We start from the raw sequence: 24,431 nt of genomic DNA, 5'->3' as shown, positions 1-24,431 counted from the left end.
AGACGTAGTCTAATATAGGATTTGTTGGGTAGGCAAATAGTCTGAATAATCAGACCAAATTAAAAAATTCACACCCTGCCGAACTGTTATATTGAGGTGATAAAAAAATGTCTTCTGTCGCCGAAACGACACAACAAATGCCGATAGCAATCAATCTAAGCTGGTGCAAAGCCTGTGGGATATGTTACGCCCTCTGTCCGGTCAAAGTGCTTGGTCCTGACGAGTTGGGTAAGGTCACGGTGATTCAGGCGAATAAGTGCACTCATTGCAAGATTTGTGAAAATCATTGTCCCGATTATGCCATTTCCGTTGTTGGGGGGAAAAAGAGTTGAACGTCACATCCATCAACGCTCGTCTGATGCAGGGAAACCAAGCTTGCGCCGAAGGCGCCATCTACGCAGGAGCCCGTTTCTATGCCGGATATCCGATCACCCCATCGACGGAGATCGCCGAAGTCTTGGCAGAACGCTTGCCTCAGGTAGGCGGCAAGTTCATCCAGATGGAAGACGAAATCGCCAGTATGGCCGCCATCGTCGGAGCGTCCCTGACGGGAGCCAAGTCAATGACCGCTACTTCTGGCCCTGGTTTTTCTCTAAAACAGGAAAACCTCGGTTATGCCGTTCTGTCTGAAGTGCCCTGTGTGGTCGTAGATGTACAACGTCTTGGCCCATCGACTGGGGGGCCTACAGCTCCCTCTCAAGGGGATATCATGCAAGCTCGCTGGGGAACTCACGGCGATCACCCGATCATCGCGATTAGCCCCAGTTCTGTACAAGAGTGCTTTGAACTGACTGTAAAAGCTTTTAATCTTTCAGAACGATTCCGAATTCCCGTTCTCATGATGCTCGACGAAGTCATCGGGCATATGCGGGAGCGCATCATCATTCCTGCTCCCGGAGAACTAGAGATCGTTGATCGAAAGAAACCAAAGGTTGCCCCTTCTCAATATGTTCCTTATGAACCGCAAGATGATTCACTCGTCCCGCCTATGGCCAATTTCGGTGAGGGCTACCGTTACCATGTGACCGGTCTTCTTCACGATGATACTGGTTTTCCTTCCAACAGTCCTGCTGTGATGGGCGAGCATCAGGATCGTCTCCATGAAAAGATCCGTCGCGGTTTGCATGAGATCATCATGGTCGAAGAAGTGCAGACGGAAGACGCTGATGTCCTGCTGGTGGCCTTTGGCTGCATGGCCCGTTCGGCTGCCCGGGCCGTCAAGGAAGCCCGTGCGAAAGGGCAAAAGGTGGGTATGCTTCGCTTGATCACTATCTGGCCTTTTCCTGAAGAAGCTCTCCGTCAATTAGCGGAAAAAGTAAAAGCCATTATCGTTCCCGAGATGAACCTGGGCCAAGTGGTCGATGTCGTCAAAAGTGCTGTTGAGGGAAAGGTTCCCGTCTACGGGATCTGTCAGGCTGACGGGGAAATCATCCCACCGGAACGGATACTGGAAAAGATAGAGGAGGTTCTCTAAGTGTTTGCCGAAATCGAGCAATATTTTCGCACTGAAAGACTGCCCCATATCTGGTGTCCGGGCTGTACCAACGGCATCATCGTCAAATCGATAGTCGAAGCCATTCAAAAAGCAGGTCTGGATCAGGATAAGACAGTGATCGTATCGGGTATCGGTTGCTCTTCCCGCGCTACCGGATACTTGAATTTTAATACGCTTCATACTACCCATGGCCGGGCATTAGCTTTTGCTAGCGGTGTGAAACTGGCCAATCCTGAGTTAAACGTCTTTGTTATCACCGGTGATGGTGACTGCACATCCATCGGTGGCAACCATTTCATCCATTCTGCACGCCGGAATATGGATCTAAACGTCATACTTTTCAACAACAACATCTACGGTATGACCGGTGGTCAATATTCGCCTATGAGTCCCAGTGGTGCGAAGGCGACTACAGCTCCCTACGGCAACATCGAGCGGCCCTTTGATATTTGCAACTTGGCGATCGCTGCCGGTGCTACCTATGTAGCCCGTGGAAACTCCTTCAACACCCGTCAGTTGACGGATATTATCTATAACGGTATTGCCAACAAAGGATTCTCTTTCGTAGAAGCGATCGCTTCCTGCCCTGTATACTATGGGCGCAAAAACAAATTGGGCAATGCCGCCGATATGCTCAAATGGCAGCGTGACAATTGCATCACGAAGGAAGCTGCTGACCGTTTACCCCTTGAGAAGAAACAGGGGAAAGTTGTAACTGGTATTCTTCATCATGAACCGGCACCTGAGTACACGACGGAATACCAAAAAATTATCGATAAATTCCAAGGAGGCGAGGAATCGTGAGGGATAGTTGGGAAATTCGCCTAGGTGGTTCCGGCGGGCAAGGTCTGATCACCGGAGGCATCATCTTGGCCGAAGCGGCCATCCTGGAAGGGAAACAGGCCGTTCAATCCCAAAGCTATGGACCAGAATCCCGTGGTGGTTCCTCGAAAGCTGAGGTCATCATTTCCAAAGAGAACATCGACTATATGAAAGTCCGTGCAGCTGACTTGCTATTAGTGATGAGTCCGGAAGCGGCTAAGAAATATGTCGACGATGTCAAAGAAGAGGGCATCATCATCCTTGATAGCACCTATGTAAAAGACTGTGAGCCGAAAAAAGGCAAAGTCTATAAAGTTGACATCAGCCGGATTGCCCGGCAAGATGTGGGCCGAGAAGTGGTCGCCAACATTGTCGCCTTAGGCGTGATCGTCGGTCTAACCGGTGTCGTCTCTCAAGAAGCTTTGGAAAAGGCCATCCTTGCCCGCGTGCCGAAAGGTACCGAGGAAATGAATAAAAAAGCCTTGGCAGCAGGGTTCCAAGCGATTAAATCTGTTGTTAATGCCGCATAAAAAAGCCACTCCCTTAGGAGTGGCTCGGAGGCTAACGATGTTTGAGGCTGTCGCGGATATCGACGACCGCCTCTGTGATCGTCCGCAGTTCCCGAATAAACCAGGCGACAAGACCGATATAAGCTATGAAGGCAAAATGGGCCACGTTGGCATGGGTCTCTCGTAAGCCACGGTTGTCATACATGGAACCACCTCCTCCAAATAGAATACCCTATATCCCATAAAATCTTGCCAAGAAGAAACCGCCAGGAGTCATTCTCCTGGCGGTTTTGTTATACCCCCGTGTATAAGTTACCGTAGGGTCGTTTATTGTAAGGAATCAGTTTACTGAATGGCTGTGCAAGGATATCCTCTTTATCGTATCCGAAATAGTCGGCATAACGGCTTACGTAGCGTTCTAAGATTGATTGGTCTTCAGCAGTCATCTCGACGATTTTGACCTCTTTACCGAGCTTGTACTCTTCTACCTGACCGCGGATATACATGACACCGCCATGCATGCCGGTGCCGCAATAGTCGCCTACGATAGGATAACCTTCACGACCGGAAAGACCGAGCAGAATCAAAATGCCGCCAGCCATGTACTCACCGAAGAAGGCACCTGCTTTTCCGCCGACGACGATGACCGGGTTTTTCTTCATGTACTCTTTCATGTGAATCCCTACCCGGTAACCGACAGAGCCCTTGATAAATATCTCTCCGCCGCGCATGGCATAACCGACCGTATCGCCGGCATCACCGTGGACGATGATAGTTCCTTCGTTCATTGTATTTCCAGTAGCATCTTGTGCATTGCCGTGCACAACGATCTGCAGGCCATTCATATAGGCGGCCATGTCATTGCCAGGTGTGCCATGAATGATGATCGATCCATCGCCGGAAATGCCGTCGCCGATATAGCGTTGTCCATTGACGTTATCTAATAGGACCTCGGTAACGCCTTCCGAAAAGGCTTGCCGGACCAACTGGTTCAGTTCTTTATAATAGAGGCCTTGGGCGTCAATCCTGCGAGACACGGTAAACACCTGCTTTCCTTGTATGTTTTTACTCACCGGCGTGTTTGACGCCAAGAATCGACAGTTCTTTCTCGGTCAGGCCAATCCCGCGCAACATCAAACGGTTGCCGCGGAGGCTTTCTAAGGCGTTAATACCCATCCCGCCGAGCATCTCTTTGATTTCATGAGACCAAGCTTTCAGCAAGTTGGCAGCTCGTTCAGCTCCCGCAACCGGATCGAGTCGTTTAGTCAGGTTGGGGTTTTGGGTGGCTATACCCCAGTTGCACTTGCCTGTATAGCATTTTTGACACATATGACAGCCGAGAGCCATAAGGGCGGCAGATCCGATGTAACAGGCATCAGCGCCGATTGCGATGGCTTTGATCACGTCTGAGGAACAGCGAATAGAACCCGCCACTACTAAAGACACTTGGTGACGGATACTTTCTGAACGTAGACGGGAATCGACAGCAGCTAGAGCCAATTCGATGGGGATGCCGACGTTATCGCGGGTCCGCAGCGGAGCAGCGCCGGTACCGCCGCGGAATCCGTCGATGACGATGATGTCGGCACCAGCTCGAGCGGCTCCAGAGGCGATAGCGGCAATATTGTGAACGGCTGCGATCTTCACGGCTACAGGCTTGCTGTAATCGGTAGCTTCTTTTAAGGAGTAAATGAGTTGGCGTAGGTCTTCGATCGAATAAATGTCATGATGAGGAGCCGGAGAGATAGCGTCACTCCCCTCAGGGATCATCCGGGTGAGGGATACATCGAGTCCCACTTTTTCGCCGGGAAGGTGACCACCGATACCGGGCTTGGCTCCTTGTCCGATTTTAATCTCGATGGCAGAACCGGCCCAGAGATAATCGGTATGCACGCCAAAGCGGCCGGAAGCCACCTGGACGATTGTGTTTTTACCGTATTTGTAGAGGCTGCTGTGAAGACCGCCTTCACCGGTATTGTAGAAGGTGCCCATCTTTTCAGCTGCGATCGCTAAAGATGTCATCGCGTTTAAGGAAATGGCGCCGAAAGACATGGCTGCAAACATGATCGGCGTCTCCAGTTCCAGTTGGGGCGGCATTTTTTCAGTCAATTTGCCATTCTCGATTTTCAGACTGTCCGGTTTGCGTCCGAGGAACGTCTTCAGTTCCATCGGTTCCCGCAAAGGGTCGATGGATGGGTTGGTCACTTGGGAAGCATTGATCAGCAGATGATCCCAGTAAACGGGATAAGGTTTATCGGTGCCCATACCGGCTAAGAGCATAGCACCGCTCGACGCTTGCTTGAAAATAGATGTGATGTAATGAGGTGTCCAGTGGGCATTCGGCTTAAATTCGAGGGGATAGCTGCCGATGGATAGAGCACGGGTAGGGCAGGTCAATACACAGCGATGGCAGTTTACACATTTGATGTCGTCGGCCAGGACTTTTTTCTGTTTTTCATCCCAAATGTGGGCTTCGTTGGCACACTGGTGTACGCAGATCCGGCAGTTCGTACAGCGAACGCCGTCGCGATGGATGCTATATTCTGGTGTACGGAAGTCGATATTCACAGTTGATCCACCCCTTCCAACATAGCGATGACTGGTTCGCCGCCAGCGACGGCCCAGACCTTATCGGGTTGTGGGCACACTTCGCGGATGGCCGATTCTTCGCTGGCCACATAGACGTAGTCGCCTTTTTCGGCAGCGACGAGGGCGCGAAGTTTGATGCGGTCATTGAGGGCGACAAAGCCTTTGCGGCTGCCGAGAATGATCGAGAAGGGGCCGTTGACGAGCAGAGGGCCGAAGACGGTGCGGATAGATTTGACCAGTTCACGCTTTTCTGGTTCCATCCGTTCGATAGCACTCCAGAAGGGTGCTGCCATGGCCGTGACGACCACATCCAAGGGAAGATTGTGCTTGCGAAGCAGTAGGTCAAAGATGTAGGTGATCGCTTCGGTGTCTGTTTGCAGGGAGCACTTATAACCAAACATCTCTAAATACCGACGGTTGGCATCGTAAGAGGAGATCTCACCGTTATGGACGATCGACCAGTCGAGCAGGGTAAAGGGATGGGCACCGCCCCACCAACCGGGTGTATTGGTCGGGAAACGGCCATGAGCTGTCCAGAGGTATCCTTTGTATGTATCGAGTTTGTAGAACTCGCCCATGTCTTCCGGATAACCGACCCCCTTAAAAGCACCCATGTTTTTTCCGGAAGAAACGACAAAAGCACCGCTGTACTCGGAATTAATACGCATCACACATTGCGCCACATATTCATCGACTTCTAATCCCGATTGCAGCAGACGGTCTGGTTTCGGCTGAACGAAGTAACGCCAGATGATGGGAGCATTCGTTACAGAAGCTACTTTGCGAGTGGGGATTTTCCCGCCAATCTCAATCTCAAAATGTTCATTGAGGAATGTTTCAGTGGTCTCGCGGCAGGCACCGCTTTCATAAAACATGTGAATCGCATAAAAATCAGCATATTCAGGATAGATACCATAAGCGGCGAATCCACCGCCTAGGCCGTTCGATCGATCATGCATCAAGGCGATCGATTTAATGATGTCATTTCCGGAAAAAAGATTGCCTTTACGGTTCATGATCCCGCTAATGGCACAACCGGAAGGAATCCGTACTTGGCCTTCTCGAAACTGCACGTAGGTGACCTCCCTCTTTTGATATAAACCCCTTGGTGGAGCATAAAAAAAGACGTACCCCACGAGTGTCAACGATACTCGTGTCGAGAACGCCAGTCGTCCTCTTTTTGTGGGATGCTCCGTCGCCTGTGTTCAGGCATGTTCGGCCTCTATAAAAAGGTCGAAAAAAGATTCAACGATATATATAGCATAGGAACGTATGCGGTACAATAGTTTTTTGAATTATACATTGTATTCATGGTTTATAGAGACAAAAAAGAGCGACGGCTTGTATGCCGTCGCTGTGTGAATAACCCTATTGAACGTTAGAGGGAGAGATGTAAACCTTGTTGCCGTCTACACCAGCTAGGCGTGTAGCAGTGGTAGACTCCCAGATCTTTTGCCGAGTTAATTGATCAAGGTCAAAAATGTACATTTCGTATTTAGGCTTTTCACTGCCTGACGCCGGTTGCTCAACCATAAACAGAAATTTACCGTCTTTTCCCCATTGATAGGTAAAGGGGACAGTAAGGGGAAGAGTCTGCAATTTGGCCATGCGCCAAGAGAAGAAGCCTAGTTCCCGGTTGATAGCAATTAAATCAAAACTGTTGGCACCATTTTGCCCAGAGGGGTCGAAATGCTTCAATAAGGCGAAGCGCTCATTTGGGGAGGCACAGATCAAACGGTTTGATTCTGTACGGTCGAAATCAGTGAGCCAATGGATGCTGCTTTCGGAATGGGGACGAATTTCGCCGATATGGTGACGTCCTGAGTCGACACCGTTGGCGTTGGCCTCTGTTTCGATCACGATCGTGGAAGGATATTTTAACCAAGCCATGGGAGCTGCCGCTTTGCCAAGGCTAGTGATCTGCAGAATTTCACGAGTATCTAAAGAATAACGGTATACTTCACAACGTTCTGGTGAAGTGAACTGGCTGAAGATAAGGTACCGGCTGTCAGGAGACCAGTGCGGGAATCGGTTGTCGTTACCCATTCCTATGGGGACGCGATTATCCGTTTTCAGCTCATAAACAAAGAGAGGATTGTCCAACACAATATATTGGCCGTCCGGTGACCAAAGGGGGAGGTTGGGTGGACGGTTGGTTTGATGGATGTTTTTTACTTCACTATTGTTCAGTTTTACAAGGCTGAGGCTGTACATGGTCCCGGCATCGGGTTGGCTTCCTGTCTGAACTTGGCCGAATGTTAAGACGGTGTCATCAGGATTCCAAGAGATGGCCCGATAAAACTCGCTCGTTTTATCTTCCTCAGGGATCGAGTAGATACGAACCGACTGTTGCGTCTTTAGATTGACCACATAGAGGCCCCGTTGGCTGTAAAAGGCGATACGGTCTTTTTTATTGCTGAAAGTGATACTGGACCATTGAATATTTTCGGAAGAATTATTCGTTGCGGCTGGGGTATTTTTCAAATCTGTTACGGCACCCGTGCGCCCATTTTGGGCCACCGCTTGCTCGCAGATCTCACGCAAGTCGATGAGTTGGACACCGCTGATCGGTGTTGTAGATACATTGACTGAGGGAAGGTTCTTCACTTCTCCCCATTGGGTGTCCTGAGCGGGTGGAATACTGTCGGCCATAGTTATGGGAAACCGTTGTGCTGTTGCTAGATGATAGGCAGCGACGGAAACGATGAGCAGGGCGGCAAGAAAGGGGATACCCGGTAAAAGTCGTTTCATGTTGACCTCCTATGATGAAAATGCCGGCTTTTCCATTGTGGTTGACTAGTGATTATTTGACAAAAGCTTACGGATTCCTGCTCGTCCCATAAAACTTGTAATCTTGATAATTTTACGCCAGTGAGTAAACTTGTGGGAGGGAGGATTGAAATATTTGATATCAACTTATTTTACACGGTGCAGTGGGATTCGCAAAATCTTTTTGATGAGCCTTCTCCCTATGCTGCTAGGAGCGTATCTTTGGTTCGTGATCCCTTGTGCCTGGACAAAAGTGGACCGGGCGACGATTCAGTGGCAATCAGGCGGATATGCTATAGTCACATTGAATGCAAAAGAGGATCGAGAACTCGTAAAAGATATCTTTTCTCTCTTGGTTGGGACTACACCGATGGTCAAACATGTAGGAACTCTTAGAGAACCTCTTTGGGTGGTCACCTTACATTCCGAAAATCGGCAAGTCTTTTACCAGGCTCTGGACGATGGGTATGTATATCGTAAAATATGGGCGACCGATCCCGCTGTCGGTCCCGGTTGGTATTTACGCATTCCAGGAGACTCGGTCACGAAAGAACTACAGCAGCAGATGCTCAGTTCCTTCGAAGATCCGCAACGGGTACTTCCTGTAAGCGCCCAGGAGAAGGCCCAGCGACAGGAGGGACAGCTGGCCCGTTTCGTTACGGGAACCTTGATGAATGACCAAGGCGGCGTCTATACCAATTTTCGCGACGATCGACCAGAAAAGCGAGATGAAGCCCGCAATCATGACATCCTGTCCGAGTCGACAGGGTTACTCATGGAATACGCTCTGCAGACGAATGATCACGAATTGTATCGGCAACAGGTCGCGTACGCTCGAAAACACCTATCCAGTCCCTACGGTGTTCTTTCCTGGAAAGTGAGAGATGCTGATGGGAAATCTCAACCGTCGAGCGCCCTCATTGATGACCTTCGCATCGCTGCGGCTTTGATTCAAGGCTATGAGCGCTGGCAGGAACGGCAAGATTTGATGCTTGCCCGGGGAATCTTGGAAGGAGTCTACCGATTTGAGCAATCGAGCGGCTCCTGGAGGCCATGGTACGACTGGTCTGGTGTTGAAGTGAGCTGGAAAAGTTGGCACGAAAACCTCAAGGCTAACGGCGCATCGGTGCTTCCTGTGCGATATCTGGCACCTGATTACATCAAGATTGCCGCAACAGTGGACGAGCGTTTTGCCGATCTTGCTCCACAAGCTACCGCACTCATCAAGACATCCGATCTGCACAACGGACTTTTCGCCACCGATCTTGACCCGGCAAAAGGACCACTTCAGGAAAAACTTGAGGTGAACATGATCGATTCACTGCTTACCGCGTGGAATGGGGCCCGGGGCGGATATGTATCAAAACCGACGGTGGAGTTTCTAAAGAGAGAATTAAAAAAAGGGCATATCTATGCCAGCTATCACCGAAACCAGCAAAAGAAAGCCATTCCGATGACTCAGGTAGAGTCTCCGGCTGTCTATGCCTTGGCTGCCCTTTTTTTGTGGCAAGCCGGAGAACCTGACTGGGCGAACAGCGCCGTCGATCACCTGCTCCTGAACCGTATCAGCAATGAACAGTCTCCCTTTTTTGGCGGATTTGGTGACCCCCGTACGGGTGACTGCTACTCTTTTGACAACCTGATGGCGTTGCAAGCCTTGTCTGTTGTAAGAAAATAATCGGTGCTCGTCCTCTTTTTGCCGCTCCTGACATAAAGATAATGAGAAAAATTCATGGAATCGGCAATTGGGAGGTTTGAAAAATGGAATCGGTCTGGTTTTGGAAACCAGTGTGGATGGGGATGCTGCGATCAGCCGCTGTCCTCACTGGTGGGATTCTGGTCACCGTTCTCTTGATCCATCGTTTATCGGGACCTGTTTACTATATAAGTCCCTGGATCTACGGACTATTGATCGTGGCTGCCTTCGCTGGCGGTCACAAAGCCGCGAAAGCGTCTAGACAGCATGGCTGGCTCCAAGGGCTGATTGTGGGCACGTTGCTAGGGTTTTTCAGTGTCAGTTTTTGGTCATTAGCCGGGACATATCCAATTGTAGAAGCGGTCAGTGATCTACTATCCCTTTTAGGGTTCGGATTGCTAGGAGGTATCGTAGGAGTTTATCGCCAGGATAAAAGACGTGTCCTTAGACGAGGTCAATGGGGCCGGGTATAGGATAATCTCTATAGACGCATTCTAAGCCATGGAAAGACCATCGAAGCAGGAGGCTTTCTATGGATTTGACTGTCGTCACAGGGATTATCAACATCATCATCATCAACCTGGTTCTCAGTGGAGATAATGCGGTCGTCATCGCTATGGCTAGTATGGGCCTTCCCAAGGATTTACAAAAGAAGGCTATCTTTTGGGGAGCTACTCTGGCCGTTGTCCTGCGGATCATCTTGACCTTTTTGGCGGCTCAGTTGCTCAAAATCCCACTGATTCAGCTGATTGGTGGTCTTTTGTTAGCCTGGATAGCGTTGAAACTGCTTTATCCAGAGAAGGAACAGGATGTTGCCAAGAACGAGAGCACCGACTTCCGTAAAGTGATCCTGACCATCCTCTGGGCTGATCTGCTGATGAGCCTTGACAACGTCTTGGCGGTCGCTGGAGCTTCCCAGGGAAACGTTTACCTGCTGATTTTCGGTCTCGCTTTTAGCATTCCCATCGTACTCGTGGGCAGTTCCGTGCTGACGAGCCTGTTAGCCAGATATTCTTGGCTCGTGTATGTCGGCTCCGGGATCTTGGCTTGGACAGCAGGCAAGATGATCATCGAAGACAATGCCGTTGGTCCCTTTTTACACCGCATCCCTTATGGAGAGTTGATCATTCCTGCCGTGATCACTGCTGCTGTCGTTCTGATCGGGAAGCGAACCCGAGATATGGCGTTGGCAGAGCGATAATTAAAAAAGAGAGGTCGCTTCCATCGAGAAGCAACCTCTCTTTTTTAATAGCCTAAATCGTTTAAAACGGTACGCAAGCTTGATGCACTATCGCGGAGTGCTCGTTCTTCCTCAAAAGATAGAGGCAGGTCGAGGATTGTTTCCCGCCCTGCAGCGGTAACTAAGCAGGGGAGGCTTAGACAGACGTCTTTGATCCCGTACAAACCGTCGATTCGGCTCGATACGGTCAAGACCGAATGTTCGTCCCGCAATATGGTTTCGCAGATCCGGCGAACAGCTAGTGCGATGCCGTAAAATGTGGCCCCTTTGCGTTCGATGATTTGATAGGCCGCATTTTTCACATCATCGAAAATGGCTTGACGATCAAGAGGTGCTTTACCAAAGAAATCGATGTGGTGCAGATCGGCACCGCCGATATTGGCTAAACTCCAAAGGGGCACCTCTGTATCGCCGTGTTCACCGACAATGTAGGCATGAACGTTTCGGGCGTCTACACCGAAATGTTGACTGAGAAGGAAACGGAAGCGAGAACTGTCTAAAACGGTTCCTGAACCGATGATCTGATGAGACGGAAGACCGCTCTCTTTTAACGCAGCATAGGTCAGGATATCGACAGGGTTAGCCACGATTAAAAAGATGGCATCGGGACAAGCCTTTTGAAGCTTTGGGATCGTTTCTTTCAAGATGGCTACATTTCGAGAGGCTAAATCCAGGCGGGTTTCGCCGGGTTTTTGGTTAGCCCCGGCTGCATAGACGACGATGCGTGAGCCTTTACAATCAGAAAAATCACCGGCTCGTACCTGAACAGGGCTGACAAAGGAGACGCCATGATTTAAATCCATCGCGTCTCCTTCAGCTTTTTGCCGATCAATATCGACGAGGACGAGTTCGGAAGAGGTTCCCGCGCTTAGGAGGGCAAAGGCGGTCGACGATCCTACGAGTCCGGTTCCTATAATGGAAATCCGCACATCCACCAATCATTCACCTCGTCCCCTAGTATGCCCGCTTAACGGAAAGTTTGCCTCGCCTTCTGTATTACCGTCAAAGCTTCAACAAGACGAGTTAGAGTCTCATTGACCGGTGTTGGTATGTTATACCTTTGGCCTAACCGGACAATCGCACCGTTCATGACGTCGATCTCGGTCACACGGCCTCTGCGAATATCCTGGCGCATGCTGGATATGTTGTTCCCTGTGGTCATAGCGACGGCCTTTGTTCGATCCACTGCTTGAGGGCTGATGGCAATTTGGGCGGCTTGGGCTACCGCCTCCGCCTCTTGGACAGCAGCTTCTAAGAGGGATGTCAATGCAGGCACTTCCAGCAGTGTTCCATTAGGTACATCGGCAATCGCGGTCAAGGCATTGATGCCCACGTTGATCAACAGCTTGTCCCAGATAAGGCCTAGAACATTTTCACTTACCTCTGGAGCGAGTCCCGCTTTGGTAAAGATTTCGACAAGGGAAAGTAGACGAGGAGTCACAGGACCGTCCAATTCGCCGAAGAGGGTGTGGCCGCGGCCAGCCAAACGTATACGACCGGGCCCTGCCAGGGAAACGCCAAAAGAAGTTGTCCCTGCCAGAATCCGCTCTGAGCCCCATCGGTCGGCCAGTACTTCATGATTACCCAGGCCGTTTTGCAACGTTAAAAAACAAGTCTCCCTTTTGACGAGGGGCGCTGCCCGTAAGGCTGCAGAGGCTGTATCGGTAGACTTGACCATAAAAAGAATCACATCGACCGGTCCCACTTCTTCGGGCCGAGTCGTTGCCTGAACGGGAATGACCTGGGAACCGTCATCGGAGTCAATGAACAGACCTCGCTCATTGAGTGCTTGCACGTGATCTTCCCACCGGTTAACCAGAGACACATCAACGCCTGCCTGGGCTAAAAAGCCGCCGTACAGGCAGCCCATGGCCCCGGCGCCTAATACGGCGAATCTCATGGGTCACCTCATCAATACAAACGTTTCATTTCATTCGAATCCATACCAAAGCTATATTCTGGCCCGGGGAAGGTTCCATCCGATACTTCTTGGGCATACGTGTTGAGCGCGTCTTTGATGGTCGGTCCAATATTGGCGTATTTTTTGACGAACTTTGGTGTAAAACGGTCAAACATACCCAGCATATCTTGAATGACAAGCACCTGACCGTCACAGTAGGGTCCTGCGCCGATGCCGATCGTCGGGATGGACAAAGATTCTGTGATTCTTCTGGCCACATCGGCAGGGACGCATTCGATAACAACACTAAAAGCGCCAGCCTTTTCCAGGGCTAAGGCATCCTCCAACAACTGTTGTGCAGCCTCTTCGGTTTTACCTTGTACTTTAAATCCGCCCAGTTGCGCTGCTGTTTGAGGTGTTAATCCGATATGTCCCATCACAGGAATACCGGCATCGACGACAGCTTCTACGATAGGAGCAACTTTTTTGCCGCCTTCCAGTTTTACCGCTTCGATACCGCTCTCTTTCAGCATCCGATTAGCATTTCGAATAGCGTCTTCCTTAGATATATTGTAGGTGCCAAAGGGCATGTCCGCCACGACGAGAGTATGGGGAGCTCCTTTCACCACAGGTCGGCAGTGATGGATCATCTCCTCCAAGGTAACAGGTACGGTGCTGTCATAGCCCAAAACAACCATTCCGAGAGAGTCGCCTACGAGGATGACTTCCACTTCGCTCTCATCGACTAGCTGGGCAAAGGGATAATCATAGGCGGTGACCATGCGGAATCTTTTTCTTTGTTCTTTTCGTTCCTTAAACTGAGGCAAGGTGATCTTTTTCTTCAATGTGTATCCCTCCTGTCGGTTACAGATAGTGTAACCAATCTGTGATGGCCTGGGAAATATCCATTCGGAAAAATCCCGAAAAAAATCGAACAAGATGGATCTTTACTTTGCCATCGGCCTTTCGACGCTGCCTTTCCAGGAGGACAGTCCACCTTGAAAATTTTTCACATTAGGAAAACCTGCTTTTTTAAGTAACCGCAAAGCCATACGGCTTCGCATTCCGCTGGCGCAGATGACGACCACCGTTTTGTTTTTATGGGGCATTAAGGACTCGAGGCGGTTTTTTAGCTCTTGCAAGGGAATATTTACTGCTCCGGTGGGGTGACCGGTTTCAAACTCTTTTTTTGTTCGTACATCGAGCAGCAAAGCAGAGTCCTCATCCTGCAAGATTTTCACCGCATCCGGATAAGATACGCCGTCGACTCCCCGTCCAAATAAATATCGGGCAATAACGAAAGCTAAAAGAATAATGGCTAAAAACTCGAAAAATGGCGACACAGATTCCATAAAATCACCTCATTTTTTCTTTCTTTTTTTGCTTCTGCCAAAAACAATTGAATCTAACATTATTCTGGGGATATAATGGTAGCGCTATGGGGAAAGGGGTAAGATCAAGGATGAGCGAAGAGATTCGCGTCGATAGCGTCAAAGTAGAGATCCTGGAAAAAACTTTTGGAGAGACGACCGATGCCCTTAAGCGCAGCGGCTCTGAGGCGGGTGGTCTCTTACTGGGAAATGTATTTTTTCAGGAAAAGAACGGGCGTCTAGGCGCGTTAGTGCGGGTGGAAGCCTTTCTGCCAGCTCACCACGCCGAACCGGTACATACCAGTTTGAAGTTGACTGAAGCTACCTGGGAAACTTGGGAACAGATGCGAAAACAATTCCCCAAACTTCAAGTGGTCGGTTGGGTTCACAGCCACCAAGGATGTGGAATCTTCTTTTCCGGACAGGATTTGACGAACCAGGAGTCATTCTTTCCTAAGCCTTGGCATATTGCTTGGGTTATGGATACGCATACGGATAAACAAGGCATTTTCCGATGGAAACAGGGAACCATGGTGGCTACCGAGGACTGGGAAGTCCTCCGGGTTGTACGGACAGCCCGTAGCCAGTCTGTTACCGCTTCCATTCGTTCTTCGCAGCCTTTGCAAAATCCTGCCCCTGCTAGCGGATCTCCCTCAATAAAATGGGAGGCATCGAATCAGATCAAGAAGCAACCACCGGTGGTCACGATTATAGATGAAAGTCTCGAGGAGACGGTTCGTCTGCCGAATCCGCAACCGGCTTTGTCCACTCCCCAAAAGGTGAATATTTCCGAAGATAATGCCTCAAAAGGAACTCCACGGCCTCAGAAGGATCCGATGAAGGAACCACCTATCCAGGCTCGTCAAATCCGGCAGACATCCTACCGGGAAGAACGACCGTGGAAACGAATGCTTGTCACACTTGGGCTCGGCCTGCTTGTATTCATTGGTGCTGCCCTGGTTACCGTAGGTGTATACACATTTTTCATGAATAAATAACCGTCTTGCCTTAGCGTCACAATTGTAGGAGATCTCGCTTTATGTTTCTGTGATCGAGTGGAATCGTCCTGAAAGCAAAATTGGCCAATTTAATTAATACAGGTGGTGCATATATGCTGGATCAAGTACCTGCCTTGCTCGCTGGTGAACGGCGTGTTGCCGCTAAAATGATCACATTGATTGAGAATGACGGTCCTGAAAAACAAGAAGTACTCAAGGCCCTTCATCCACATACGGGAAATGCCTATATCATCGGGATTACGGGATCTCCCGGAGCCGGTAAATCGAGCTTAACTGACCAAATCATCTCGGCCCTGCGCAAACGGGGGAAAAAAGTCGGTGTCGTAGCTGTCGATCCGACGAGCCCTTTTACGGGCGGTGCCATATTAGGCGACCGTATCCGCATGAACGATCATTATAATGATAAAGGTGTCTTTATTCGTTCCATGGGCACTCGAGGCAGTCTCGGCGGGCTTGCCCGGTCGACGAAAGAAGTATTGAAGGTTTTTGACGCTTTTGGCTGTGATTTCATTCTCGTCGAGACGGTCGGTGTGGGCCAGTCTGAACTGGAGATTATGACGGCGGCTGATACGACTGTCGTGGTCTTAACGCCTGGTGCCGGTGATTCTATCCAAGCGATCAAAGCGGGTATCATGGAAATCGCCGATGTGTTCGCTGTCAATAAGGCTGATTTGGAAGGTGCAGACCGGGTCGTAACGGAAGTGGAAGTCATGTTAGATCTGAGTCAGCGTTCTCGCTCCGGTGGTTCGCAAACATGGAGACCGCCAGTCGTTCGTACCGTAGCCATGCGTTCCGCTGGTATCGAGGACTTGCTCGATGCGATTCTGGCTCACCGCAATCATCTGGAAGCATCGGGTCAATTGAACGAGGAACGCAAAAACCGAGTGAAGTTAGAACTGAGCGAAATTATTGAGCACCACATCAAAGACCTCATTCGGAACAAGGTAGTAAAAAGCGGACTTTGGGATAAGCTGTTAGAACAGGTCTTAGAGCGGACGATCGACCCCCATTCGGCAGCGATAGATATCGTTGATAAAGGCCTGGTCCGTCAGGAATAACTTGACAAAATCTTGATAGCTCACTATGATATGATAAAACCATCTCCGACAAATCGAAGATGGGGAGGAGTACACCGCTCAAAACCCTGCAGAGAGGCAACCCTCGGCTGAAAGGTTGCTGGGTGATCCGGTGGAAAGTCGCCCCGGAGTGCCGTTATTCGGCCGGTATGGGTCCGTTATCGCCCGTAGAGTGCTTTTTCATCCCTCTGAGAGTGGAATGAAAGAACAAAGGTGGTACCACGGAGCATTCCGTCCTTTGAGGATGGAATGCTCTTTTTTGATGATCTAAGGAGGGTAACAGAGAGAACATGACTGAAACCAACAAAGAGGGTTTGCCAAAGATCTACGAACCGAAGCAGGTTGAAGGAAAATGGTACCAGTATTGGACCGAAAATAACTTATTCCGGGCTGATGTAAATGCTGACGGAGAGCCTTTTTCTGTCGTCATGCCGCCACCAAATGTGACGGGAAGCTTACATCTCGGCCACGCTCTCGACAACACCTTGCAAGATATTCTCGTTCGCTGGAAACGGATGCAAGGATACAACACGCTCTGGGTTCCCGGCACCGACCATGCCGGTATCGCCACACAAGCAAAAGTGGAAGAGTCTTTAGCATCTGAAGGCCAGTCGAAATACGACTTGGGGCGCGAAAAGTTCCTCGAACGAGTTTGGGATTGGAAACATCAATACGGCAACCGCATCACTTCTCAGCTACGCTATCTAGGAACTTCTTGTGATTGGAGCCGAGAACGCTTCACCATGGACGAGGGCTGTTCCCAAGCCGTTCAGGAGGTCTTTGTCCGTCTCTTTGAGAAGGGGCTTATTTATCGGGGAAACCGGATCATTAACTGGTGCCCCAAGTGTCAAACGACCATCTCCGACATTGAGGTGGAGCACTCAGAAAAAGGCGGCCATCTTTGGCACATCCGCTATCCTGTAAAAGACGGTGATGGGGAAATAGTGGTCGCCACCACCCGTCCGGAGACGATGCTCGGTGATACGGCCGTAGCCATTCATCCAGATGACGAACGGTACAAGAGTCTTATCGGCAAAAAAGTCATCTTGCCGATTTTGAACCGTGAGATTCCCGTTGTCGCCGACGAATATGTGGATCCCTCTTTTGGAACGGGTGTAGTCAAGATCACGCCGGCTCATGATCCGAACGATTTTGAGGTAGGTTTGCGCCACCACTTACCGCAAATCTCGGTGATGACCAAAGAAGCTATGATGAACGAAGAGGCTGGTCCCTACAGCGGTATGGAACGGTATGAATGCCGGAAACAGATCGTCAAAGACTTGGAAAGCCAAGGCTATCTAGTCAAAGTGGATGAGCATGTTCATGCTGTCGGCCATTGCTATCGTTGTGACACTGTCGTTGAGCCTATGGTTTCGCCTCAGTGGTTTGTCCGCATGAAACCGCTCGCTGAACCAGCCATGGAGGTCGTCAAGGACGGCCGGATGACCTTTATACCGGAACGGTTCACAAAGATCTACCTCGGCTGGCTGGAAAATATCCGCGACTGGTGTATCTCCCGGCAGCTCTGGTGGGGCCATCGCATTCCCGTCTGGTACTGTCAAGATTGTGACTATATCTATTGCGGCAAAGAAGAAGGTTTGCCGGAAGTTTGTCCCAAATGCGGTGCTGTCCATTTTGAGCAAGATCCCGATGTTCTCGATACATGGTTCTCTTCCGGTCTCTGGCCCTTCTCGACGATGGGTTGGCCTAATGAGACGGCTGAAGTGAAGAAGTACTACCCCACTTCGGTATTGGTCACTGGCCGGGACATCATCTTCTTCTGGGTCGCCCGGATGGTCTTTATGGGCCTTGAATTTATGCATGAAGTCCCCTTCCGGGAAGTCTTCATCCATGGGTTGATTCTAGATTCGCAAGGCCGCAAGATGTCGAAATCCCTAGGTAACGGTGTCGATCCCATTGAAGTGATCGAACAGTATGGTGCAGATACACTGCGCTTTATGTTGGTCACCGGTAATACGCCCGGCAATGACATCCGCTTCCATTTTGAGCGTTTGGAAGCGACCCGCAATTTCGCCAACAAGATATGGAACGCTTCTCGCTTTGTCCTGATGAACCTGGAGGGATTTGATCCCCATGAGAGCTGGGGAGAATTAACCCTGGCTGATCGGTGGATTCTTTCCCGCTATAACCGCCTCATCGGCGATGTTAACAAAGCCTTGGAAGCCTACGACATTGGCGAAGGGGCCCGGGCGATTTATGACTTCCTCTGGAGCGAATACTGCGACTGGTACATCGAACTGGTCAAACCTAGACTCTACGGAAAAGACGCTTCTGTGAGTGATGTAGTCAAATCACGACAGACTGCCCAGAAAGTGCTATCTCATGTCCTCCGAGGCACCATGCAACTCTTACATCCCTTCATGCCCTTCTTGACAGAAGAGATTTGGCAGCAGCTTCCCCATCACGGTCAGTCCATCATGGTATCCTCGTGGCCTGGAGCCCAGGCCGAATTCATGGACGACTCGGTGGAAAACGAAATGGGTCTTTTGATGGAAGTGATCCGGGCTGTTCGCAATATCCGTGCGGAGATGAATGTGGCTCCTGGAAAACGGGCTGAGATCATCTTGGTATCCTCTAACGAAGAGAGCCGCCGCCTGCTCGCCCAAGGATCGGCTTTTGTGGCGAATCTGGCCAACGCTTCGGAAGTGAAGATCGAAGGGGTCACTTACGGGCAACCGGAAGGCGCTGTTACAGCTATCGTCGGAGATGTGACTGTCTACGTGCCGTTGAAAGACCTGATCGATCTGACCAAAGAGATCGACCGCTTAACGAAAGAACTGCGTGTCACCGAAGAGGAGATTCGCCGTCTGGGCAGCAAATTGAACAATCCCGGCTTTGTGGCCAAAGCTCCTGCCGACGTTGTGGCGAAAGAGCGGGAAAAGGAAAGGGAAGCTCTCAAGAAAAAAGCTGCCCTGGAAGAACGCCTTCGCGGCCTAACCGCTTTGGGATAGACATGACGAACTTTGAGGAAGCGCTAGCCTATTTGAAGGACTTGACAAAGTTCGGTTTTAATTTGGGCCTGGAACGAATTACCGAATTGCTGCACCGGCTTGACGATCCTCACGTAAAAGAACGGCCGGCTTATATCCACATCGGTGGTACGAACGGCAAAGGGTCTACCTCTGTGATGGTCGCCCGGGTACTGGAGGCGGCTGGATTCCGTGTCGGCCTCTTTACCTCACCTCATATGCACTGCTATACAGAGCGAACCCAAATCAACGGAAAATCAATCGCCCGAGGTGATGTGGCCCAACTGATCGATCAGTTGCGGCCACATTTGGAAGCCATGGTAGCTGAAGGATATGAACACCCCACCGAATTTGAGGTGTGGACGGCCCTATCTTTTCTGTATTTTGCTCAGCAAGCAGCAGATATCGTCGTTCTGGAAGTGGGTCTTGGCGGATCGATCGATTCAACCAACGTGGTCAACCCCATAGTAACCTGTATCACCAACGTTTCTATGGACCACATGGATTATCTCGGTCATACTTTGCGAGATATCGCCGCAGTGAAAGCCGGGATTATCAAACCGGGGGTTCCCCTGATCACTGCTGCCGAAAACAGTGATGTTTTGGAAGTTCTGTCTTCTAAAGCAGAAGCCGTAGGGGCCCCCCTCGTTCAAGCGGTGGTCCAAGAGAGAGAGCTTTCGCATACTGTGGTGACTCAAGGCGATAAAGTGACTTGGGAGTCTGTCGAAGGCGGCAAGGAAATGGTTATCCATGGCCAAATCGGCCACTATGGACCGTTGATGCCCCCGCTGGCAGGGAAACATCAACAAGCCAATCTGGCGACGGCAGTGGCACTTTTAGAAACGGTTCGACAAATGGGATTCCTTTGGGAGGAAAAGCATCTTCGGGAGGGCTTAAGGCAAGTAACTTGGCCTGGTCGGCAGGAACGATTCGGACAATTCCTGCTCGATGGTGCACACAACGTGGCCGGAGCGCAGACGCTTGCCCAGACCCTTAAGGAAGACTATCGCGACTGGAACAAAGTGCTGCTGATCGGGATGCTAGCCGATAAAGAGCGTGAAAAAGTGGTGGAACTACTTGCGCCCTTAGCCCAATTCGTCATCGTTACCCGTCCGAACAATCCCCGCTCCGGCGATTGGGATCAGTTGACTGTAATCGTTTCCCGCTATTGTTCTCAGGTAAAAGTGATACCCGATGTGCGGGACGCTGTGGATCAAGCATGGGCGGAAGCGCAGCAGTTAAAGGGATATTCCGATAAAACTTTGATCGTTGTTACAGGCTCCCTTTATATGGTGGCCGAAGCCAGAGAATACATCAGGCAAAAGCGCTAAAAACTAAAAACGTCGAAAAGTGACAGAAAATGAGATGGTACCTTCACCATCTCATTTTCTGCTGTTATAATGGTTGAGGTATCTGTGATGAATCCATTATAATTGTTAAAAAATGCTTAAATTACGAGGAAGAAGGTAAAGAACTACTATGTTGCTTTCACTGAAACCCCGTGAAGACAAGTTCTTTGATCTCTTGGAACAAAGCGCCCGGACTGTCGATAAAGGGGCCAAAGTACTACTATCATTGTTGAACGATTACCAGCAACTCTCTGTAAAAATGGCTGAGATCACTGAGGTGGAACATCAAGGCGATGATATTACCGCCAGCATCACCGAGCAACTCAACCAAACCTTCATCACTCCGATTGACCGTGAAGATATTTACCTTCTCGGTAACCGTCTCGACGATATCTTAGATAACATCCATGGGACGATAGAACGGATGTACCTCTATCAAACGTCACAACCTTCGGAAGATTTTATTAAATTGGCCGGTGTACTATCTCAAGCGACGGAAAAATTAGCGGAGGTTATCGCTGCCTTACGCAATATTCGCAAGAACCAAGATGCGATTCTTGAGGGATGTGCCAAAATTAAACAATGTGAAAGCGAGGGTGACCGCCTCTATCGCCGCGGTGTGGCCCATCTTTTTAACGAACTGAAAGATCCCATTGAACTTATTAAATGGAAAGAGATATTAGAACGGGTAGAAGATGCGACCGATGTCTGTGAGCACGTGGCAAAAATCGTCAAAGGGGTAGCCATGAAGAATGCCTAGTTTTGAAATCATTGTCTTTGTCATCGTCTTTACAGCACTCGCTTTTGATTATATCAACGGATTTCACGATACGGCGAATGCAGTAGCAACGTCCGTGTCGACACGCGCTATCGCACCTAACCATGCAGTCGTTTTGGCGGCTACCATGAACTTTGTCGGTGCCTTTTCCGGTACGGCTGTCGCAAAAACGATCGGATCTGATATCGCGAACCCCTCTGGAATTACTCAATCAGTAATCTTGGCTGCCCTGGTTTCAGCTATCTTATGGAATCTTCTGACGTGGTATTATGGGATTCCATCGTCAAGTTCTCACGCACTGATCGGTGGAGTCATCGGCGCTGTTGTAGCTGGTCAGGGATTCTCAAGCTTAAAACTGGCAGGCATTCAGAAGATCGTTGCCGTGTTGATTGCGTCGCCTATCGTGGGTTTGATTGTCGGGTACTTTGTTATGACTGCCCTTTGGTGGATATCAAGGAACTCGACACCTGGGTGAGTCAATCGCCGATTTTTACGATTACAGGTGCTCGCCGCTACGGCGGCAGCTTTTTCCCATGGTTCGAATGATGCCCAAAAATCGATGGGGATCATCACGATGGCCCTCTTCAGTGCCGGCATGATCCCTGTTTTTGAAGTGCCCAAGTGGACAATCATCGCTTGTGCCATGGCCATGGCATTGGGAACTGCCGTCGGAGGATGGAAGATCATCCGCACCATGGGCGGGCGTATCGTCAAGTTGGAACCTGTCAATGGATTTGCAGCCGATTTAAGCTCCTCTTTCGTAATTTATGGTGCTTCCATGTTTGGAATGCCTGTGAGTACCACTCACGTTGTCTCATCTTGTATTATGGGAGTAGGATCAGCCAAACGGGTTTCTGCTGTTCGCTGGGGTGTGGCTAAGCAGATCGTATCTGCCTGGATTTTAACGATTCCCGCCTCTGCCGCAGTGGCTGCATTATCTTATACAGTGATTCATTTCCTCTTAGGTGTCTAGTTAAAGAAAGAAGGGAATTAGGCGTGAAAACCCTGAAAATCCCCGAAGCCACCATTATCCGCTTATCTATGTACTCTCGGTATCTGAGCCAAGTGGAGGAGCGGGGAGTGGAGATGATCTCCTCGGGAGAGATTGCCGAAGGTGTTGGAGTCAGCCCGGCTCACGTTCGTAAGGACCTGGCCTATTTCGGAGAATTTGGAACCCGCGGAGTCGGTTATAATGTTGGTGAATTGCAGAGTCATATTCTCAACATTTTACGACTAAACCGGGAATGGCGTGTGGTCATCGTCGGAATTGGCTATCTAGGTTCGGCCCTGACGATGTACCGCGGATTTAGAGAACGCGGTTTTGACATCGTTGGTATCTTTGATGCTGACGCAGCGAAAGTGGGGCGGGAACTGAGCGGACTCACCGTTCGTCCTCTAGAGGAACTGGAAAGTATAATTAGAGAAAAACAAGTAGGGATTGGCATCATCACCGTTCCGGCTACGGAAGCCCAACAAGTAGCGGACAAGCTTGTAGCGGCTGGTGTCAGTGCCATACTAAACTTTGCTCCTTGTGTACTTACCCTTCCTCCCCATGTGGAACTTCGAAACGTTGATTTATCGGTGAACTTAGAAGTCCTTACCTTTAATTTAGGTTCGAGGAGAAAATTTTAACATCTCCTACTCAAGGGAAGAAAGCCTCTAACCGGCCTTGCTGGCTGGTTAGAGGCTTTTTTTAGTTTTACCCGGACTTTTACATAGCTACTTCTCCCGGTCGGTGTTTGACTCATTAAATCCTTTCATTTAGGAAGACTAAAAACATGGGCAAATACCTACCCAAAGGGGGATTTTATGGTGTCTGATCCGTATGCACAGGGAATGTTGCGGGTTCATCCCTATGCGAAGAAAAAGGATGTTGTCGGAGAATTGGTGGCGATTTTAGAAGGCAAGTTGGAGAACCGCGGCCTTCAGTTGATCAAGCCCATTTCGCGTGCACTGGCAGAAGACGAGATCCATGAAATTATTATGACCGATGAAGTGGAAGCCGGACCTGGAAAGAAGGTAGACCGTATCGCTTACCTGGCTTTTTTTGAGGTCAAAGGTGGTGGTGTCATCGTGACGGGTGATCCCGTCTTTTTAAAAGGCAAGCTGCTCGGTCACATTGCCGGTTTTGACGAAACACATATGCCCAATCATATCAATATCGTCATTAAGTCGGAAGATCGGTTGTCGGGGGTGTCCTTAGGTGCTGAAATCGGTCAACAACTATTGATCAAAAGCCCCGATTAAAGGTAACCAAATACACATGTTTTTTCCGGAGGCGGTGAAACTATCGATGAGTCCCGCCCAGTAAAAATCAGGAGGTGAAAAATCATGTCCATTGAAGCGAAACTGCAAGAAATGGGCCTGACCATACCGGATGCACCGAAACCGGTCGCTGCTTATGTGCCGGCCATCAAAGTCGGTGATTATGTCTATACGTCCGGTCAGATACCCTTTGTCAACGGGGAATTGAAGCATAAGGGCAAGGTCGGAAAAGATGTTACCCCGGAACAAGCGTACGAAGCTGCGAAGATTTGCTGCCTCAACTGTTTAAGTGTGATCAAAGGGCAGATTGGAAATCTCGATCAGATTAAACAAATCGTTAAAGTTGTCGGCTTTGTCAACAGCGCACCGGGATTTCAAGGTCAACCGGGGGTAGTCAATGGCGCCTCCGAACTGCTTGGCCGTGTATTTGGGGATAAAGGACAGCATGCTCGATCGGCTGTGGGTGTGAACGAGCTCCCCTTAGATGCGGCTGTAGAAGTGGAAATGATCGTACAAGTGGGCTCCTGATGAGTCGAGAACGAATCATAAAGGGTAACGAGGAGG

24 protein-coding genes, 1 pseudogene and 1 other annotated feature are annotated in these 24,431 nt (G+C 49.9%); of the genes and pseudogenes, 16 read left to right on the top strand and 9 right to left on the bottom strand.

The window, feature by feature from the left end; translation table 11 throughout:
- Nucleotides 1-107 precede the first annotated feature (107 nt).
- The 4 genes from H1S01_RS05375 to H1S01_RS05360 are packed head-to-tail and all read left to right on the top strand — an operon-like array spanning nucleotide 108 to nucleotide 2,847.
- A complete protein-coding gene (locus tag H1S01_RS05375; protein ID WP_188039063.1) occupies nucleotides 108-332 on the top strand; it encodes a 4Fe-4S dicluster domain-containing protein in 225 nt (74 codons plus the stop codon).
- A gap of 26 nt (nucleotides 333-358) precedes the next feature.
- Entirely contained in the window at nucleotides 359-1,474 is a 1,116-nt protein-coding gene (locus tag H1S01_RS05370) for a 2-oxoacid:acceptor oxidoreductase subunit alpha (RefSeq protein WP_188039190.1), read from the top strand.
- Complete coding sequence (locus H1S01_RS05365) at nucleotides 1,475-2,299, top strand: thiamine pyrophosphate-dependent enzyme (RefSeq protein WP_188039062.1); 825 nt, start codon at nucleotides 1,475-1,477, stop codon at nucleotides 2,297-2,299.
- The gene (locus H1S01_RS05360) at nucleotides 2,296-2,847 is read left to right on the top strand and encodes a 2-oxoacid:acceptor oxidoreductase family protein (protein ID WP_188039061.1); all 552 of its coding nucleotides are present in this window, start codon (nucleotides 2,296-2,298) and stop codon (nucleotides 2,845-2,847) included. Before H1S01_RS05365 ends, H1S01_RS05360 begins: the two co-directional genes overlap by 4 nt.
- Nucleotides 2,848-2,878: 31 nt before the next feature.
- Here H1S01_RS05360 and H1S01_RS05355 read toward each other — a convergent pair whose 3' ends face one another.
- The 5 genes from H1S01_RS05355 to H1S01_RS05335 form a co-directional block, all read right to left on the bottom strand.
- A complete protein-coding gene (locus H1S01_RS05355; RefSeq protein ID WP_188039060.1) occupies nucleotides 2,879-3,031 on the bottom strand; it encodes a hypothetical protein in 153 nt (50 codons plus the stop codon).
- Nucleotides 3,032-3,119: 88 nt separating this feature from the next.
- Nucleotides 3,120-3,863 (bottom strand): GltB/FmdC/FwdC-like GXGXG domain-containing protein, encoded by a 744-nt coding sequence (locus H1S01_RS05350; protein ID WP_341479038.1) that lies wholly within the window; start codon nucleotides 3,861-3,863, stop codon nucleotides 3,120-3,122.
- A gap of 28 nt (nucleotides 3,864-3,891) precedes the next feature.
- A complete protein-coding gene (locus H1S01_RS05345; protein ID WP_188039059.1) occupies nucleotides 3,892-5,394 on the bottom strand; it encodes a glutamate synthase-related protein in 1,503 nt (500 codons plus the stop codon).
- Nucleotides 5,391-6,431, bottom strand: coding sequence for a class II glutamine amidotransferase (locus H1S01_RS05340; RefSeq protein WP_155475285.1), 1,041 nt, complete (start codon nucleotides 6,429-6,431; stop codon nucleotides 5,391-5,393). Before H1S01_RS05340 ends, H1S01_RS05345 begins: the two co-directional genes overlap by 4 nt.
- A gap of 352 nt (nucleotides 6,432-6,783) precedes the next feature.
- Complete coding sequence (locus H1S01_RS05335) at nucleotides 6,784-8,166, bottom strand: TolB family protein (protein WP_188039058.1); 1,383 nt, start codon at nucleotides 8,164-8,166, stop codon at nucleotides 6,784-6,786.
- A gap of 154 nt (nucleotides 8,167-8,320) precedes the next feature.
- Between H1S01_RS05335 and H1S01_RS05330 the strand changes: the two genes are divergently transcribed.
- The 3 genes from H1S01_RS05330 (at nucleotide 8,321) to H1S01_RS05320 (ending at nucleotide 11,081) form a co-directional block, all read left to right on the top strand.
- Complete coding sequence (locus H1S01_RS05330) at nucleotides 8,321-9,862, top strand: hypothetical protein (protein WP_188039057.1); 1,542 nt, start codon at nucleotides 8,321-8,323, stop codon at nucleotides 9,860-9,862.
- 83 nt (nucleotides 9,863-9,945) lie between these two features.
- Complete coding sequence (locus H1S01_RS05325) at nucleotides 9,946-10,353, top strand: TIGR04086 family membrane protein (RefSeq protein ID WP_188039056.1); 408 nt, start codon at nucleotides 9,946-9,948, stop codon at nucleotides 10,351-10,353.
- A gap of 59 nt (nucleotides 10,354-10,412) precedes the next feature.
- A complete protein-coding gene (locus tag H1S01_RS05320) occupies nucleotides 10,413-11,081 on the top strand; it encodes a TerC family protein (RefSeq protein ID WP_188039055.1) in 669 nt (222 codons plus the stop codon).
- Between the two features lie 44 nt (nucleotides 11,082-11,125).
- Here H1S01_RS05320 and H1S01_RS05315 read toward each other — a convergent pair whose 3' ends face one another.
- From H1S01_RS05315 to H1S01_RS05300, 4 genes are all read right to left on the bottom strand, one after another.
- Nucleotides 11,126-12,055 carry an L-lactate dehydrogenase gene (locus H1S01_RS05315; RefSeq protein ID WP_188039054.1) on the bottom strand — a complete coding sequence of 310 codons (930 nt, stop codon included), beginning with the start codon at nucleotides 12,053-12,055 and terminating at the stop codon, nucleotides 11,126-11,128.
- A 32-nt stretch (nucleotides 12,056-12,087) separates the two neighbouring features.
- Entirely contained in the window at nucleotides 12,088-13,020 is a 933-nt protein-coding gene (locus H1S01_RS05310; protein WP_188039053.1) for a ketopantoate reductase family protein, read from the bottom strand.
- 11 nt (nucleotides 13,021-13,031) lie between these two features.
- The gene (gene panB / locus H1S01_RS05305; protein WP_188039052.1) at nucleotides 13,032-13,865 is read right to left on the bottom strand and encodes a 3-methyl-2-oxobutanoate hydroxymethyltransferase; all 834 of its coding nucleotides are present in this window, start codon (nucleotides 13,863-13,865) and stop codon (nucleotides 13,032-13,034) included.
- A 102-nt stretch (nucleotides 13,866-13,967) separates the two neighbouring features.
- On the bottom strand, nucleotides 13,968-14,372 hold the full coding sequence (locus tag H1S01_RS05300; protein WP_188039051.1) for a rhodanese-like domain-containing protein: 405 nt from the start codon (nucleotides 14,370-14,372) through the stop codon (nucleotides 13,968-13,970).
- Between the two features lie 110 nt (nucleotides 14,373-14,482).
- Here H1S01_RS05300 and H1S01_RS05295 point away from each other — a divergent pair, with 110 nt between their 5' ends.
- The 9 genes and pseudogenes from H1S01_RS05295 to H1S01_RS05255 all read left to right on the top strand — a co-directional run bounded on the left by H1S01_RS05295 (nucleotide 14,483) and on the right by H1S01_RS05255 (nucleotide 24,395).
- On the top strand, nucleotides 14,483-15,388 hold the full coding sequence (locus H1S01_RS05295) for a Mov34/MPN/PAD-1 family protein (protein ID WP_188039050.1): 906 nt from the start codon (nucleotides 14,483-14,485) through the stop codon (nucleotides 15,386-15,388).
- Nucleotides 15,389-15,501: 113 nt separating this feature from the next.
- A complete protein-coding gene (gene meaB / locus H1S01_RS05290) occupies nucleotides 15,502-16,467 on the top strand; it encodes a methylmalonyl Co-A mutase-associated GTPase MeaB (RefSeq protein WP_188039049.1) in 966 nt (321 codons plus the stop codon).
- Between the two features lie 47 nt (nucleotides 16,468-16,514).
- Nucleotides 16,515-16,727, top strand: a binding site (T-box leader).
- 48 nt (nucleotides 16,728-16,775) lie between these two features.
- On the top strand, nucleotides 16,776-19,457 hold the full coding sequence (locus tag H1S01_RS05285) for a valine--tRNA ligase (RefSeq protein ID WP_188039048.1): 2,682 nt from the start codon (nucleotides 16,776-16,778) through the stop codon (nucleotides 19,455-19,457).
- Nucleotides 19,458-19,459: 2 nt separating this feature from the next.
- Nucleotides 19,460-20,806 (top strand): bifunctional folylpolyglutamate synthase/dihydrofolate synthase, encoded by a 1,347-nt coding sequence (locus tag H1S01_RS05280; protein ID WP_188039047.1) that lies wholly within the window; start codon nucleotides 19,460-19,462, stop codon nucleotides 20,804-20,806.
- A gap of 148 nt (nucleotides 20,807-20,954) precedes the next feature.
- Nucleotides 20,955-21,584: a DUF47 domain-containing protein gene (locus H1S01_RS05275; RefSeq protein ID WP_207732193.1), complete on the top strand. Its 630-nt coding sequence runs from the start codon at nucleotides 20,955-20,957 to the stop codon at nucleotides 21,582-21,584.
- Nucleotides 21,577-22,575, top strand: a pseudogene (locus H1S01_RS05270) (inorganic phosphate transporter). The gene H1S01_RS05275 and the pseudogene H1S01_RS05270 overlap by 8 nt, the downstream one beginning before the upstream one ends.
- Nucleotides 22,576-22,598: 23 nt before the next feature.
- The gene (locus tag H1S01_RS05265) at nucleotides 22,599-23,234 is read left to right on the top strand and encodes a redox-sensing transcriptional repressor Rex (protein ID WP_170291620.1); all 636 of its coding nucleotides are present in this window, start codon (nucleotides 22,599-22,601) and stop codon (nucleotides 23,232-23,234) included.
- Nucleotides 23,235-23,414: 180 nt separating this feature from the next.
- Nucleotides 23,415-23,849, top strand: coding sequence for a DUF6917 domain-containing protein (locus H1S01_RS05260; RefSeq protein WP_170291619.1), 435 nt, complete (start codon nucleotides 23,415-23,417; stop codon nucleotides 23,847-23,849).
- 84 nt (nucleotides 23,850-23,933) lie between these two features.
- Nucleotides 23,934-24,395, top strand: a complete 462-nt coding sequence (locus H1S01_RS05255) for a RidA family protein (protein ID WP_155475150.1) — start codon at nucleotides 23,934-23,936, stop codon at nucleotides 24,393-24,395.
- Nucleotides 24,396-24,431: the final 36 nt, after the last annotated feature.

Source organism: Heliobacterium chlorum, from assembly GCF_014502795.1.
Lineage (GTDB): Bacteria > Bacillota > Desulfitobacteriia > Heliobacteriales > Heliobacteriaceae > Heliobacterium > Heliobacterium chlorum.
This window is presented reverse-complemented; position numbering and strand designations above follow the sequence as displayed.

What these genes read in the sequence shown, in the direction of transcription:
- H1S01_RS05375 (WP_188039063.1), top strand. Translation starts at nt 108, where the DNA reads ATGTCTTCTGTCGCCGAAACGACACAACAAATGCCGATAGCAATCAAT.
- H1S01_RS05370 (WP_188039190.1), top strand. Translation starts at nt 359, where the DNA reads ATGCAGGGAAACCAAGCTTGCGCCGAAGGCGCCATCTACGCAGGAGCC.
- H1S01_RS05355 (WP_188039060.1), bottom strand. Translation starts at nt 3,031, where the DNA reads ATGTATGACAACCGTGGCTTACGAGAGACCCATGCCAACGTGGCCCAT.
- H1S01_RS05340 (WP_155475285.1), bottom strand. Translation starts at nt 6,431, where the DNA reads ATGAACCGTAAAGGCAATCTTTTTTCCGGAAATGACATCATTAAATCG.
- H1S01_RS05335 (WP_188039058.1), bottom strand. Translation starts at nt 8,166, where the DNA reads ATGAAACGACTTTTACCGGGTATCCCCTTTCTTGCCGCCCTGCTCATC.
- H1S01_RS05325 (WP_188039056.1), top strand. Translation starts at nt 9,946, where the DNA reads ATGGAATCGGTCTGGTTTTGGAAACCAGTGTGGATGGGGATGCTGCGA.
- H1S01_RS05320 (WP_188039055.1), top strand. Translation starts at nt 10,413, where the DNA reads ATGGATTTGACTGTCGTCACAGGGATTATCAACATCATCATCATCAAC.
- H1S01_RS05310 (WP_188039053.1), bottom strand. Translation starts at nt 13,020, where the DNA reads ATGAGATTCGCCGTATTAGGCGCCGGGGCCATGGGCTGCCTGTACGGC.
- H1S01_RS05300 (WP_188039051.1), bottom strand. Translation starts at nt 14,372, where the DNA reads ATGGAATCTGTGTCGCCATTTTTCGAGTTTTTAGCCATTATTCTTTTA.
- H1S01_RS05295 (WP_188039050.1), top strand. Translation starts at nt 14,483, where the DNA reads ATGAGCGAAGAGATTCGCGTCGATAGCGTCAAAGTAGAGATCCTGGAA.
- meaB (WP_188039049.1), top strand. Translation starts at nt 15,502, where the DNA reads ATGCTGGATCAAGTACCTGCCTTGCTCGCTGGTGAACGGCGTGTTGCC.
- H1S01_RS05285 (WP_188039048.1), top strand. Translation starts at nt 16,776, where the DNA reads ATGACTGAAACCAACAAAGAGGGTTTGCCAAAGATCTACGAACCGAAG.
- H1S01_RS05280 (WP_188039047.1), top strand. Translation starts at nt 19,460, where the DNA reads ATGACGAACTTTGAGGAAGCGCTAGCCTATTTGAAGGACTTGACAAAG.
- H1S01_RS05275 (WP_207732193.1), top strand. Translation starts at nt 20,955, where the DNA reads ATGTTGCTTTCACTGAAACCCCGTGAAGACAAGTTCTTTGATCTCTTG.
- H1S01_RS05255 (WP_155475150.1), top strand. Translation starts at nt 23,934, where the DNA reads ATGTCCATTGAAGCGAAACTGCAAGAAATGGGCCTGACCATACCGGAT.